Below are 13,911 nucleotides of genomic sequence, written 5' to 3'. Positions count from 1 at the left end.
CAATGGTCGCTCATGACCATTGCCTTTATTTTTGTAAACAATTTTATTTCTCAGGGTGATCGTACCAATGATTTAAGAATTGGTAGAGAACATCACTATAGGTTTGTAGTTCTGATGCTTCTATCTTCTCATCGACGCTATGTGCCTCTTCTAAACTACCAGGTCCATATAAAATAGTTGGTATACCAAAGTGTGCTGTCCAACCACCATCAGTTACAGTCGTACTCATACCATGCTTTAAATCAGTTCCATGAACAGTTTGATGCGCTGACTGTAATTGTTTAAATCCAGGATGTTCAGTAGGAATGGTGAAGCTAGGGAAGATTTCACCTTTGTCTTCAATCATTGATTCACCGCCCCATTCAAACTTCAATGGATTCTCCCGAAGCCAAATATCAGCCTCAGCCACACGATTCAAGTAATCTTCTATTTCTGCAACTACATCTTCATATCGCTCGTTTGGCAAATAATGAACCGTTATCCATAAACGACATTCATCTGCAATAAATGCCGGATGCCGTCCACCTTCTATCACTGCCGGGTTAATGGTATTTGCACCTGGAGGCATACCTGGACTATGTTTCATTACAGCCCAGTGCTGTTCTAATTCGTTTAGTGCGTGAATAATTTTTGTCATTTTTTCAATGGCACTCGCACCAAATAGCCCACCACCAGCATGGATGGTTTGACTACGCGCACCGTCATGAATGGTATTCTTACTTTTCACCGTAATCCAGCCGGTAATCACACCACCTTGACCAAGCGCCATATTCTCACTGGTATCTAACACAAGTGCTAGATCAGCTTTAGGTCCAATTTCACACGCAAGTTTCGTACCTGCTTCACCTACTTCTTCTCCTACAACCGATTGCACAATAATATCGCCTTTCGGTTGGCGTCCTTCTTGATGTAACTTTTCAAGAACATAAAATAATGACGCCATACCACCTTTCATATCACTTACCCCACGACCATAAAGCCAGTCATCCACTTGGGTTAATTCAAACGGCGGATACGTCCAGTTTGAATCATCATCTACTGATGCCACATCTACATGGCCATTTAATATAAGTTTAGGTGCGGAAGGGTCACTCCCCTTCAAAGTCGCGACAATGACACTATCATCCTTATAGAGTTGTTCCCGTTGAATACTAGATCCAAGTGCTTTTAATAATTCTTCAATCTCATCTTGCAAAGGGTCTGTATTACGTCCAGGTGGACTCTCCGTATTATAGCTAACTAATAATTCTAATAAGTTATAAAGACGTTTCTCCATCTTTGTCACTCCTCCAAATCTTAGTTATCCCCACTATCATCCTTCATTATCAGTATACCATTTTAATATAATTTTACATTATCTAAGTACTTAATGTCCTAGCCTCTCTATAATCTACTACACTGGTCGTACTGTCACTTCGTTCACATTAACATGTGCAGGTTGTGTTAATGCGTAAATAATCGCATCTGCAATATTTTCAGGATCTAGTTTCTTACGACCACCAAAGTCACTGCGTTCTGTCATTGGTGTATCTACCATTCCTGGTAATATGCTTGTTGTTTTAATCCCTGTTTTTGCTAATTCTTTTTCTAAACCATTAAAAATCATCAGTACAGCAGATTTTGTAGCACTATATAATGCACTTTCTTTAGATACTTCATTCGCAGATATAGATGCTAAATTTACCACATGTCCTGACCCCTGTGCTTCAAACTTAGGTAATATCGCATTGAGACTGTATAGAAGTCCTTTAATATTCGTATCAACCATTGAATCCCATGACTCAACTTGATAGTCTGTGATTTTAGATGAACCCATTACACCTGCACAATTTACGAAGATATCCACATGTCCAAATACATCGATGGCTTTTGCTACTAATGCATCTACTTCTGCTTGGTTTGTCACATCTGTAGGCACAATATGTATATTGTCTTCATTCATATCTTTCGCTACCGTATTCAATTTATCATGACTACGTCCTGCTAGTACGACTTTAACACCTTGCTTCTCAAGTGCTTTTGCTGTTGCTGCTCCTATACCACTACTTGCACCGGTAATAATTGCTACGCGTCCGTTTAATTCTGTCATTTCACTTCATCCTTTATTTTAGATTCATAAAATACATTACCTTATTTAAAATGCATTAAACCTTTAAGACAATTTCCAGGAAATATTATTATGAAAATACTAAGATGAATTGTAATCTCTATGAAAACGTATTAAAGTTAATATATGTAATTAAATCATTGGGCATATAGAAAGATAGGAGGATACACAATGACATTTGATGAACGTATTCAAGCGTTACGTGCTGAAAAGAGTAGAACAAGTTTCTCGTTTCATTTCATCGATTTATATAGTGAAGAAGAATGGATGAATATGAGTGTGAAGCAACGTACACGCCAAGAGAGAGAATTTATCGCACAATTGGATCAAATTCCACGTGTAAGAATGCCATTCTCTAGTCAAGAAGGCTACAAGTTTAAGTTATATAATCAAGAATATCAATATAATGAAGTTAAGAAGAATTTCAAAGATTTATAATACACTGAAGCCCGTATCTTACCATAGAGATACGGGCTTTCAACACATTATTCCAGAATGATTAGGGGTATATTTATGGTATGCCTTCGACTGCTCACCAACGAAGGCATATAAGGTTCTTGAATGTTAATAGGAGGCCATTCAATTTGTATTAATTTGTAACGAGTGTTTTACGTTCGAGTCCATAGTAATATAGTCGTTCTGCATCAATATATGGAATTGAATCGATAGTCAAGTAGCCATCTTTAATATCACCGATCATTCCTTGATTAACACCAGTTTTCAAATAAATGTCGTAACTGCCTTCATCAGAAAAAACAACTTCTTCAATTACTTTTCTCATCAGTATCACTTCCCATTACTTATTCCTTACAATTCTTATCATACACCCTTTTAAAAATTTTTAAAGTCTTTTGTGATACTTTTCACAAATAGTTCATTTTTTGAAAATGAAAGTAATTGAAGGGATTTATGTATGTGGAATATAGATGTCATCATTACATAATTTTATAACTCAATTTGTTACTATGCTTGACTACGTATAGTTACAGTCAAAAGTCCCTAAAGATAAATATTTTACCACCTATATATTGTTAAAATTACATAAATTGATATTATTAGACAAAATATTGATACTAACCACTATTAAAAAAGATTCAATTCCATAGTATAATTAACTCACATTAGATCGATCTGATGTATGAGGGGGATAATAAGCTCTCAACTGATAAAATTCGTTAGAGACGCATCTTAACTGGAGAGTAAGGTGGGTCTCTTTCTTTTTCAATAAATTTTAAATGAAGTAAAAAGATTGATATTTTTAGCTAAAGATTTGATATTACGACAGGTATTCTATCTGAATAATATATTGTACAATTTAAGTGTATTAGATATACATCTAATACATAGAGTTTTAGAGGAGGTTGGGAAGTATAACCATTACATATTATATTTCCCAAAAAGCTCATCCTAGCGGAAACTGAGATGAGTGGAATTTATACTTCTTGAAATATATGTTCATAATGCTCGTGACAAGTCAGTCAACGCAACATGAATCAAACAGCCAAGATTACGTAATCCAAAGAAGAACCCATAATTCTTTACCATATGTCAAGTGTATTATGAACTATATTTTTAGGAAAAAAGCTATTACAAAATTTTTAATTAATACTTACTCTCTGATGCTTTAACTAAGTATTAATTAAGTCGAAATGTCTCTAAAGAAGTATAGGTGCGATGTTTTTCACATCAAAGATGAACCCCATAAACATTTAAGCTGATCACTTAAGTGTCTATGGGGTCTTCTTTTGTATCATTATATTAAAATCCTAATTCTTTAATAAACTTAATGAGTTCATCTTTCATCTTTGGATCTTTAAGTGCATATTCAATCGTTGTTTTAACGAAGCCTAATTTTTCTCCAACATCGTAACGATCACCATCAAAGTCGTATGCATAAACTGGAATATCACTATTCATACGTTCAATCGCATCAGTGAGCTGAATTTCATTTCCAGCGCCTTCTTTTTGTGTTTCAAGGTAGTCAAATATCTCAGGTGTTAAGATGTAACGTCCCATGATGGCTAGATTTGAAGGTGCTGTACCTTGTTTCGGTTTCTCAACAAATTGTTTTACCTCGTAACGACGGCCTTCTTTTTCTAATGGATCAATAATACCATATCTATGAGTAACGCTCTCTGGTACTTCTTGAACACCAATGACTGAATGACCTGTTTCTTCGTAAATGTTCATCAATTGTTTGATAGCTGGTGTCTCTGATTCAACGATGTCATCACCTAACAAGACTGCAAATGGTTCATTTCCAATAAATTGACGAGCTGTATGTATCGCATGTCCTAATCCTTTTTGTTCTTTTTGTCGAACGTAGAAGATGTTTGCTAAGTCCGTAGAATATTGTACTTTCTCAAGTAGGTCATCTTTTCCTTTTTCTTCTAGAACCATTTCTAATTCTTTTTGATTATCAAAATGATCTTCAATTGCGCGTTTATGTTTACCAGTTACGATGATAATATCTTCAATTCCTGCACGAGAAGCCTCTTCCACTATGTATTGAATTGTAGGTTTGTCTAGAATAGGAAGCATTTCTTTTGGCATCGCTTTAGTAGCTGGTAAGAATCGCGTCCCTAAACCAGCAGCAGGTATGATTGCTTTTTTTATCTGTTTCAAACTCAAGTAACTCCTTTGCACATTCTGTCTTTTATATCATTTGTTAGTTTATCACTCTTTTGATTTCTTTCCTAGCAATAGCTTATTAATTTAACTATGGGAGGTACAGGCACTACACTTGTGGTGCCATTTAAGTATGCAAATTTTTATTAATATATTCATTTTCAAACTGTTGAAAATTGTTAGTAGAAAACCTATTTGTTGAACTAAAAAACACTCACCATTTTGCAGTGAGTGCTTTTATAAAAGATTCTTATACAAACAAGCTAATAAATAATATAAAGATGATACCTGATACAGAGATGATTGTCTCAAGTAGTGACCAAGTTAGGAATGTTTCTTTGACGGTTAATCCGAAGTATTCTTTAAACATCCAGAATCCTGCATCATTTACGTGAGATAGAATAACGCTTCCTGCTCCTATTGCAAGTACAACGAGTGCGACATTAACATCTGAGTGTTGTAATAATGGTAAAACGATACCTGTTGTAGAGATGGCAGCTACTGTAGCTGAACCTAATGCAATACGTAATACTGCTGCTACTATCCAAGCAAGTAAGATAGGTGACATTGTAGAACCTTCGAACATTTTTGCGATTGTATCACCCACGCCACCACCAATTAATACTTGCTTGAATGTGCCACCACCGCCAATGATTAAGATCATCATACCAATTGGATAGATGGCATTTGTAACTGACTTCATAATGTCGTCCATCTTTCTGCCACGGTTCAAGCCCATTGAGAAGATAGCGAAGATAACTGAAATTAACATCGCAGTACCAGCCGTACCTATGAAGTAAACAATTTGTTCAAATAAATTTTTAGCTTCCTCGTGACCAGTGATTAATTGAACAATAGTCGAAATTAACATTAAGATCACTGGCAATATTGCTGTAAATAAACTTAATCCAAAACCTGGCATTTCAGATTCTTTAAATTCTTTTTGAGAACCCAATGCTGAGATATCACCTTCACGAGTGTATGCTGAAGGTATAATTTTTTGTGCAATTTTATTAAATACAGGTCCAGCAATAATCGTTACTGGAATTGCAATGATGATTCCAAATAGCAATACTTCTCCCACATTCGCTTTTAGTTCTTTAGCGATAACGACCGGTCCAGGGTGTGGCGGTAAGAAACCATGTGTTACTGATAAAGCTGTCACCATTGGTAAACCAAGTTTTAAAGGTGATACTCTTGCACGTTTAGCAATCGTAAACACTAACGGAATTAATAAGACTAAACCTACTTCGAAGAATAATGCGATACCTACGATAAATGCTGCAATCAACATTGCCCATTGCACGTGTTTAGGTCCAAATTTAACAATCAATGTGTCAGCAATTCGATTGGCACCGCCACCATCTGCAAGTAATTTACCAAGCATTGCCCCTAATCCAAAGATTAATGCAATGTGGCCAAGCGTACTTCCCATTCCCGCTTCTATAGTTTCCATTATTTTATTTAATGGCATACCTAGTAGTATAGCAGTCACGACAGAAGTGACGATTAATGAAATAAATGTATTCAATTTCAAGAATATAATTAATGATAGTAGTAATAAAATCCCGATAACAACACTGATAAGTGGCCAAATATCTCCAAGCATAGTGAATCCTCCCAATGTTTTCTTTTTTTAATTAATTGATTTACTTCATGTGCTTACGTTGAAAATCTGCAATTTCTGCATAACGTTCTTCTAATGAGCGACTTAAATTAATAAAGATTGATACTAACTGTTGATACACTAGAACGGTTTCTGAATCAGGTTGATGTGCATTCGTTGTCCCGACCATTTCTTCAATAATTGAGAAGTCATCAATTTCCCCTAATGATTTCAAACCTAATACACAAGCGCCTAAACAAGAACTTTCATAGCTTTCAGGCACGATAAGGTCTGTGTCGAAGATATCTGCCATCATTTGACGCCACACTTCACTCTTAGCAAATCCTCCTGTCGCTTTGATTGTGCTTGGTGTTTCGTTCATTACTTCTATAAGCGCAAGATAAACTGTATAAAGATTATAGAGTACACCTTCTAAAGCAGCACGAATCATATGTTCCTTTTGATGCGAGAGTGTAAGACCGAAGAATGAACCACGTGCATCGGCGTTCCATAATGGTGCACGTTCACCTGCAAGGTACGGATGGAAGATGAGACCTTCTGCACCTGGCTTAACCCGACTTGCGATTTTAGTCAGTACATCATATGGATCAACGCCTAAACGTTTGGCAGTTTCAACTTCACTTGCAAGGAGTTCATCTCTTAGCCATCTCAGAACAACTCCACCGTTGTTTACTGGTCCGCCAATGACATAATGTTCTTCGTCTAGTACGTAACAGAAGATACGTCCTTTATAATCGGTGCGAGGTTTATTAATGACTGTTCGAATCGCGCCAGATGTACCGATTGTGACAGCGACTTCGCCTTTTTTATAACTATTCACTCCTAAGTTAGAAAGAACACCATCACTTGCACCTACAATAATAGGTGTATTCTCATCAATGCCCATTAAAGTTGCATAGCGTTTCTTCATACCTTTAAGAATATGTGTCGTAGGTACCAATTGTGGTAATTGTGCTTCAGTGATACCCAACAATTCAAGTGCCTCTTTATCCCAGTCAAGTTTTTCAAGATTGAACATGCCAGTAGCTGACGCCATTGAGTAATCGATGACATATTTTTCAAATAGTTGGTAGAATATGTAAGTTTTTATATCTGCGAACATGGCAGTTTGTTTATAAATATCTGATTGTTCATGCTTCATCCAGAATATCTTAGATAATGGTGACATCGGATGAATTGGAGTTCCTGTACGTTGATATATGTCTGAGCCATAATATTCCTTATTAATTAGTTTTGCGTATTTACTCGCGCGATTGTCTGCCCATGTAATACTTTCAGTCAAACGATGATGTTGTGCATCGAGTGCAATCAGACTATGCATTTGTGCACTAAATGAAATTAGTTTGATGTCTTCTTTTTTTATATTTGCTTCTCTAACAACATATTTCACAGTCATTAGTACTGCATCAAACAATTCGTCAGGGTTCTCTTCAGAAACATCTACATTTGGGGTATGTAAGGGGTAACCAATGTTGTGTTTCATTATGAATTGTCCATTTTCATCATATAATACTGATTTCGTACTTGTTGTCCCTATGTCAACACCAATCATGTATTTCATATTATTCCTTCTTTCTTCTATTTATCTTAGCCAGAAACTTTCAATGTCTTCGCCAACATCATCAAAATTTAAGTGAAAGGCTTCTCTTAATTTTGTAGAGTCATAGTGTTCTACCGCTTCAATAAACACCTCATGGTTACTATGAATGCGTTCAAAATCTTCTTTATCTTGCTCCATGCGATGTCTCATAGATAGTAATACGAGTGTTTCGATTACGGGTTTCAAATGATTCCAAAATGCTTGTAAATATTGATGGTTGGATGCGATAATCATGGCTTCATGAAATTGAATGTCATGTTGTGTAAATGCTTCAGCATCTTCGAATTTAACTGCTACTTTCATCATTTCAAGGTGCTTACGCATCTCTTTAGTTATAGGTGCTCTATCAGTGTGTTTGATCTTAGAGAAGGCAAATGACTCTAACATTAAACGTAAATCATAGAGTTCTTTCTTCTCTTGATCACCAAACAGTAAAACTTTAGCTCCCATGCGTTCTAATTGAATAAGTTGATCCGTCTGTAATAATTTGAATGCATCTCTAACAGGGGAACGACTAACATCAAATTGTTTTGCGACTTGATTCTCAGTAAGTAGCGTATCTACTTCGATTTCCCCACTCACAATTTGCAATCGTATTTCTGCTGCGACACCTTCTCCTTTAGACATGCCACCAAGCCATTGTTCTGGATAACCTTCTTTCACATCTTTCACTCCTATTGACTCAATTACAACTTGTATACAAGTATATTAATATATACGTTTCGTTTTTGCAAACGCTTTCTTTTTATAAATTTAAAAAACCCGGCCACAGATGGACCGGGAAAACCATGATTAAAATTCTATTTCTTCTCTTCAGAAACTTCGATGCAGTAATGTGTTTCGTGACACTTAGGGCATTCTAATTTACGTGTCTGCATAGTATGTCGTGCCAAAATAAACTGTTTCAATGATGGCTTAAACGTATATTGGCAATTGGGACACAGATATGAAATATTTTTATAATAATATGTTGTTAATCCAACGGCATAGGTTACTAAGATAGGCACTATCGCAATAAAAGGTTTACTCGAACTTCTCAATAAACTTGCGATTAACACTGTGTATTGAATAATGCCAATGACACCTGCGCTAATCCATACTTTACTTTTAAACGATTTCAATGTAGTAGATTGTTTCATTGCTTTATCTATGTCAGATAAATGATTTATTGGAGCGCTTGATTGACTTGAAATATATTGGTCAACGTTGTTCAAATGTTTTAGTGCTTTTGTTTGATTATATATACTTGTCTCTAATTCTTTCTTATTCAGTTGCAACATTGCTTTAAGCGTCTGCATATCGCTATCCTCGTAAAGTAGCGTTTTAATTTCATCCAATGTACAACCAAATTGCTTTAACAAAACTATCAACTGTAGTTGTTGTATATGATCATCATTGTAATGTCTACGATTTGATTCTGATGCACGTTCAGCTGTCAATAAGCCTTTACGATCATAATATTGTAGTGTTCGAACTGTAACTCCTAAATGATTGGCTAGCTCTCCAACTGTATAATGTGACATAGTGTCCACCTCCTACATTGAATCTACCTCATGACGCTACGTCACGAGCAAGAGATTTTTACACATAGCTTAAAGTAAGTCTGAAGGATGTCTTATTTGTCTTCTATCCAATCTTTAATATGATCGACAATGCCTACCGTACCATTTGGTAATTGTTCAAGGACAGAAGGAAAGTCCATATGGCCGATACCTGGATAGACGATTTCTTTCGTTTCTCCTCCATAGCGTTTATACTGCTCCATTGTCGCTTGTGAATCAGTATACGGAATGATTTCATCATCTTTGCCAGAGATAAATAATAACTTAGGAAATTGTTCAATTTCTTCAATATCTGGAAGATAATCAGCTTTAATTGTATAAATTAAGTCTGTAATGATTGTTTTAATTGGGGCGACGAATGATAAGATATCTAGTCCGTTTTCTTTTCGTGCGTAGACCGTCTTTTTTAAAATATATTGTGGCAAATTTTTAATTGCAGTAATTTCATCTTTAAAGTGATCACGTTTACTATCTGTAGAGAACAAACGTGCTAGCATACTTGTGTTTGGTGTAATTTTAGCTGCGCTGCTTAAATAAACAAGGTGCGATATAGGCAATGTATTAAATTTCAACAAACGTGTGCCAATCATACCACCCATCGAGTAACCAATGACCATGACCTTTTCAAGTTGTTGTGACGAAACAATTTGTTCCAAAACGTCTTCAATTCGTTCAGAGTAATCATCTAATGTGTGATTATTGCGATCGATACTTGAGCTTTTGCCACGGCTTGGACAGTTAATATAGATCATCTTATATTCTCTAAAGTACGGTTCAAACATCGTCATAATGCGGTAGGTCATGATTGCCCCATGTAAGAAGACAATTGCCCTATTTGAAGTTTGATTCCCGGCAAATGCCACTTCGACTTGTTCGTTATGATAATTTTTCAATTGATAAATTTGTGTTTTGAAATATTTTCTGTTCATAATCAACCTCAAAAATTGCTATATTACTAAATTATTATTTTATCACAAAATTATCAAAACAGAGGCAAATTAAAAAGTATAACTTATAGAATTGTTGCAAGTTACGTACAATTCATCAAGTTATACTATAAACTAATCGTTTTAGTTATTATCTGAAATAGCAGAATGAATCGATTGCATTTTAGATTCTACATCTGCAATTTCAAGTGCACAGTCTTTTAACATATCACTATAATCATCCGTACTCGCATTATTTTTATAGCGAATTTTATGCTCTAGACTTGCCCACATATCCATACCAATGGTTCTAATTTGAATCTCCACTGGAAGCTTTTCAACTTTATTTGATAAGAATACTGGGATAGACACAACAATATGTAAGCTTCGATAGCCGTTGTCTTTTGGATTTTTAATATAGTCTTTACGTTTTAGAAGTTTGACATCCTCTTGTTTTAATAGCATCTTTTCAATGACATAAATATCCTCTAAATAGTTACAAACAACGCGAATACCTGCAATATCTAATATATGTTCACGAGCACTTTCTGCACTAATATCTAGTTGTTTGCGGTGCAACTTTTTAATTAAGCTGTTCATTTCTTTCACACGGCGTTCCATATGGTGAATAGGGTTGTGTTTATAAACGTGATTGAAGTTGTCATCTAGAATATCTAATTTTGTACTGATTTCTTTTAAGGCTGAGGAGTATAAGTGGTCCAGTTCTACGAAGCCAATAAGTCTATCAAAGGCTTCGTCTCCATCTTTAAAATGATGTAAGTTATCTTTAAATTCACTTCGTAATTCTTCTATATACAATGATGGTTTTCTTTCTACATACATAGTATTTCCTCCTTAATCATCACTGTATATTATAGCGAATTGCAAAATGAACTAAAAATAATACTCTTTGATTTCACATTATTTTTAACAATTAAATTTATAATTAAAAATGCAAACCTTTATATTGAACAATGCGTCTAGACATAAAGGTTTGCAACTATTAATTATGATGATTCATTCTTATTATGTTCGATGACTTTTGTACCACGATTATCAGCGATGTCTTGTGCGCGTTTAGTGGCCTCTGCTTTCATCTCAAACGTATCAGACGCTTGTTTCGCACCTTCTGTTTTCACTTTCCATTCATCATCTTCGAAATAGACATGTACATTTTCGTCATTTAGTTTTGGATTTGCAGATTGATCTTTTTTGTGTTGGGTAATGTGTTTATGTTTTAATTCATCTAGCTCATCTTTCGTCGCATCTTTATACCAATCTTTAGCTTGCTGTGTAGCAATCGGTATAACATCCCCTTCTTTATAACCATCTTTTAACATAGCATTACCAATATCAATTGCTTTCTTACGTTCTAATTCATCGAAGTTCTTCCACGTGTTCGGATAATCATCCATCGTCCAAGGCATCCTATCAAACTCCTTTTTAACTTGATAGTTTGCTTTACCACTATCGTTTAGAGTGAAACTTGCTTATTGGACTATGCTTTAATCGCCACACCATTTTCAACATCATCTATATCTTTACGTGTATGCACACAATTATTTTGTAGTCTCATTAATGCCGATTTAATGTAATTATATTGAGGTAAATCGGAGAGTTCATTAATTTCAAGTCGGCTTTGAAGTTCGAAATGTTTCGCTAAATTTTCAAAAGTAACTAGGTATTCTCCCATTTGCTGATCTGAAATACGTTGACGTTGATGATCTTGCATCGCACGCATTAACATAAAGTTAATCTCTTCCAAGGCAAATATACTTGGATAATAATAACGAATTACTTCTTGATTAGAGAACAATTCATCACTTGCTGAATTGTTGATTTGAATCATGTTACTCATTTTCACTGAAAGTGCTAAACTTTCATCTCTTTCACGTAAATCATCTTGGTAGTGATTCTCTGAGAATAAATATTGGAAGATTACCGCTTCCTTACGAACCACTTCTGCAATCGTTCGTGGTAACATGACAGACGCTGTTTGACGGTTAATAAGAAGAATTCCGACAACTGCAATTGCTATACCGATTAATACATCAAAGATACGTGTATAGGCAATTGAAATTGAAAGGTTATCTGATGCTAAACCATTTAATAATATAACTTGGATCGTGATAAATATAACTGCGAACGCATAGTTTGAACCTACAAATGTTTCAGTGACCATCGCTGCAATACCCATTATGATAACGGCAATGATTAAGTGTGGATTGAAATACAATATAGCTGATAAGACAAGTGTTCCTAAGATAGTACCTAGTCCACGAGCAACAGAACGGTCTAACATACGTCGAGTTGTCATGCCTAATAAGACTGTATGTGCTGTTAATGGTATCCAGTAAGATTTTTGGATATTAAAGGCTAATGAAATAAAGATTGCTACTGCCATAATGACGGCGTAAATTAATGTATTTCGAAATACAATCGAATCTAATGTTAAATTATGAATGATACGTTGACTATATAACGGTTTACGAACACTTGCTTCATGTTCAATTTGACTTGAATCTAAGTTCGTAATTTCATCAATTTTCAAGATATATTGTAATAAATCATCAAATGCTTCATCTACATGAACTTCTTTTGCCCACTTTTCACGAGAGGCTGTTGTTCGATATGCATTTCGTATCGCAACATCCATCATTTCAACTAATTCATTTGGTATAGGGCGTATACCTTTTTCATGTAGTTCCAATAATTCTGAATATAACCCCTGTGCCGATGTGTGGAGTAATAACAGTCTTTGAAAGCGCGGACTCAATTTCTGGTTCACTCCAGCCGTAGCAGTGATTAACAATTCATCTGAATTTTTAAACTGTGTTACCGCTGTTTTTGTACTTTCTTTAAATTTATCGACATCATTATAATTGTGCATTAATTCTTTAATCATGTTAAAGTCCGAATTAATCGCTCTATTTTCGATTTTTTGTTTTTGGAAAAGTATTGTCAAGATGACTACTAATGTAGCAATCGCACCACCAACAAGAATTGCTAAACCACGGTATAACGCTTCATTTGGTGCTATTGGCAAGTTACTTGGTAAACAAAACGTTACAAGAAAGAATGTTGAAGATGGTCCTGCAATCTTCAATGCACTGAAGATGTAATATGGGATGACTGTAACTAATAATAAGGTTACGCCATATAATATCGGCTCAGTAACTGTAAGTGTGCCCAGTATCATACATACTGCAAATGACAATGAGCATACGATAACAGTTCTAATCATTGAGCGGGGTGAACTTTTGAACACATAGATATGCGCCAACGTCCCAGTCGATACAAGCAATCCTAATGCAAAATTGCCTAGGAAATAACCTAATAGTGCTGGGATAATTAATAACAAGCCTTGTCTGACACCCTTCATCAGATCAACTTTACTTGTGTCAAATGTGATAAGTGAGTTTAAAACATTTCCCAATGTTATCTTTCCTTTCTATAAAACA

Annotated in this window: 13 protein-coding genes; 1 reads left to right on the top strand and 12 read right to left on the bottom strand. The window is 35.2% G+C overall.

Translation table 11 applies throughout. The features are described from left to right. Positions 1-43 precede the first annotated feature (43 nt). Positions 44-1,276, bottom strand: coding sequence for an acetylornithine deacetylase (locus tag BB045_RS05485; protein ID WP_070581912.1), 1,233 nt, complete (start codon positions 1,274-1,276; stop codon positions 44-46). A 117-nt stretch (positions 1,277-1,393) separates the two neighbouring features. Beyond that, positions 1,394-2,089 (bottom strand): SDR family oxidoreductase, encoded by a 696-nt coding sequence (locus BB045_RS05480; protein ID WP_070581910.1) that lies wholly within the window; start codon positions 2,087-2,089, stop codon positions 1,394-1,396. 189 nt (positions 2,090-2,278) lie between these two features. Between BB045_RS05480 and BB045_RS05475 the strand changes: the two genes are divergently transcribed. Next, positions 2,279-2,545, top strand: coding sequence for a DUF1413 domain-containing protein (locus tag BB045_RS05475; RefSeq protein WP_037535652.1), 267 nt, complete (start codon positions 2,279-2,281; stop codon positions 2,543-2,545). A 151-nt stretch (positions 2,546-2,696) separates the two neighbouring features. Here BB045_RS05475 and BB045_RS05470 read toward each other — a convergent pair whose 3' ends face one another. The 10 genes from BB045_RS05470 to BB045_RS05425 all read right to left on the bottom strand — a co-directional run bounded on the left by BB045_RS05470 (position 2,697) and on the right by BB045_RS05425 (position 13,886). After that, positions 2,697-2,888, bottom strand: a complete 192-nt coding sequence (locus BB045_RS05470; RefSeq protein WP_011274908.1) for a hypothetical protein — start codon at positions 2,886-2,888, stop codon at positions 2,697-2,699. 977 nt (positions 2,889-3,865) lie between these two features. Then, complete coding sequence (gene galU / locus BB045_RS05465; protein ID WP_070581908.1) at positions 3,866-4,732, bottom strand: UTP--glucose-1-phosphate uridylyltransferase GalU; 867 nt, start codon at positions 4,730-4,732, stop codon at positions 3,866-3,868. 253 nt (positions 4,733-4,985) lie between these two features. Beyond that, positions 4,986-6,344 (bottom strand): gluconate:H+ symporter, encoded by a 1,359-nt coding sequence (locus tag BB045_RS05460; RefSeq protein ID WP_070581906.1) that lies wholly within the window; start codon positions 6,342-6,344, stop codon positions 4,986-4,988. Positions 6,345-6,384: 40 nt separating this feature from the next. After that, positions 6,385-7,923 (bottom strand): gluconokinase, encoded by a 1,539-nt coding sequence (gene gntK, locus BB045_RS05455; protein ID WP_070441657.1) that lies wholly within the window; start codon positions 7,921-7,923, stop codon positions 6,385-6,387. Between the two features lie 21 nt (positions 7,924-7,944). Next, positions 7,945-8,625, bottom strand: coding sequence for a GntR family transcriptional regulator (locus BB045_RS05450; protein WP_070441654.1), 681 nt, complete (start codon positions 8,623-8,625; stop codon positions 7,945-7,947). 137 nt (positions 8,626-8,762) lie between these two features. Next, positions 8,763-9,485 (bottom strand): MerR family transcriptional regulator, encoded by a 723-nt coding sequence (locus tag BB045_RS05445; RefSeq protein WP_070441651.1) that lies wholly within the window; start codon positions 9,483-9,485, stop codon positions 8,763-8,765. 92 nt (positions 9,486-9,577) lie between these two features. Further along, a complete protein-coding gene (locus BB045_RS05440; RefSeq protein WP_070441648.1) occupies positions 9,578-10,453 on the bottom strand; it encodes an alpha/beta fold hydrolase in 876 nt (291 codons plus the stop codon). Between the two features lie 141 nt (positions 10,454-10,594). Further along, positions 10,595-11,293 carry a GTP pyrophosphokinase gene (locus BB045_RS05435; RefSeq protein ID WP_037538902.1) on the bottom strand — a complete coding sequence of 233 codons (699 nt, stop codon included), beginning with the start codon at positions 11,291-11,293 and terminating at the stop codon, positions 10,595-10,597. Between the two features lie 164 nt (positions 11,294-11,457). Next, a complete protein-coding gene (locus tag BB045_RS05430) occupies positions 11,458-11,877 on the bottom strand; it encodes a DUF2188 domain-containing protein (RefSeq protein WP_053025346.1) in 420 nt (139 codons plus the stop codon). 71 nt (positions 11,878-11,948) lie between these two features. Next, positions 11,949-13,886, bottom strand: coding sequence for an FUSC family protein (locus tag BB045_RS05425; protein ID WP_070441642.1), 1,938 nt, complete (start codon positions 13,884-13,886; stop codon positions 11,949-11,951). Between the last annotated feature and the right edge of the window lie 25 nt (positions 13,887-13,911).

This window comes from Staphylococcus sp. MB377 (assembly GCF_001922505.1).
Lineage (GTDB): Bacteria > Bacillota > Bacilli > Staphylococcales > Staphylococcaceae > Staphylococcus > Staphylococcus haemolyticus.
Note: the sequence above shows the minus strand (reverse complement) of the source record. Positions and strands in the feature narration are given on the sequence as shown.

Coding starts and splice junctions, on each gene's coding strand:
- BB045_RS05485 (WP_070581912.1), bottom strand. CDS start 1,276: ATGGAGAAACGTCTTTATAACTTATTAGAATTATTAGTTAGCTATAAT.
- BB045_RS05480 (WP_070581910.1), bottom strand. CDS start 2,089: ATGACAGAATTAAACGGACGCGTAGCAATTATTACCGGTGCAAGTAGT.
- BB045_RS05475 (WP_037535652.1), top strand. CDS start 2,279: ATGACATTTGATGAACGTATTCAAGCGTTACGTGCTGAAAAGAGTAGA.
- BB045_RS05470 (WP_011274908.1), bottom strand. CDS start 2,888: ATGAGAAAAGTAATTGAAGAAGTTGTTTTTTCTGATGAAGGCAGTTAC.
- BB045_RS05460 (WP_070581906.1), bottom strand. CDS start 6,344: ATGCTTGGAGATATTTGGCCACTTATCAGTGTTGTTATCGGGATTTTA.
- gntK (WP_070441657.1), bottom strand. CDS start 7,923: ATGAAATACATGATTGGTGTTGACATAGGGACAACAAGTACGAAATCA.
- BB045_RS05445 (WP_070441651.1), bottom strand. CDS start 9,485: ATGTCACATTATACAGTTGGAGAGCTAGCCAATCATTTAGGAGTTACA.
- BB045_RS05440 (WP_070441648.1), bottom strand. CDS start 10,453: ATGAACAGAAAATATTTCAAAACACAAATTTATCAATTGAAAAATTAT.
- BB045_RS05435 (WP_037538902.1), bottom strand. CDS start 11,293: ATGTATGTAGAAAGAAAACCATCATTGTATATAGAAGAATTACGAAGT.
- BB045_RS05430 (WP_053025346.1), bottom strand. CDS start 11,877: ATGCCTTGGACGATGGATGATTATCCGAACACGTGGAAGAACTTCGAT.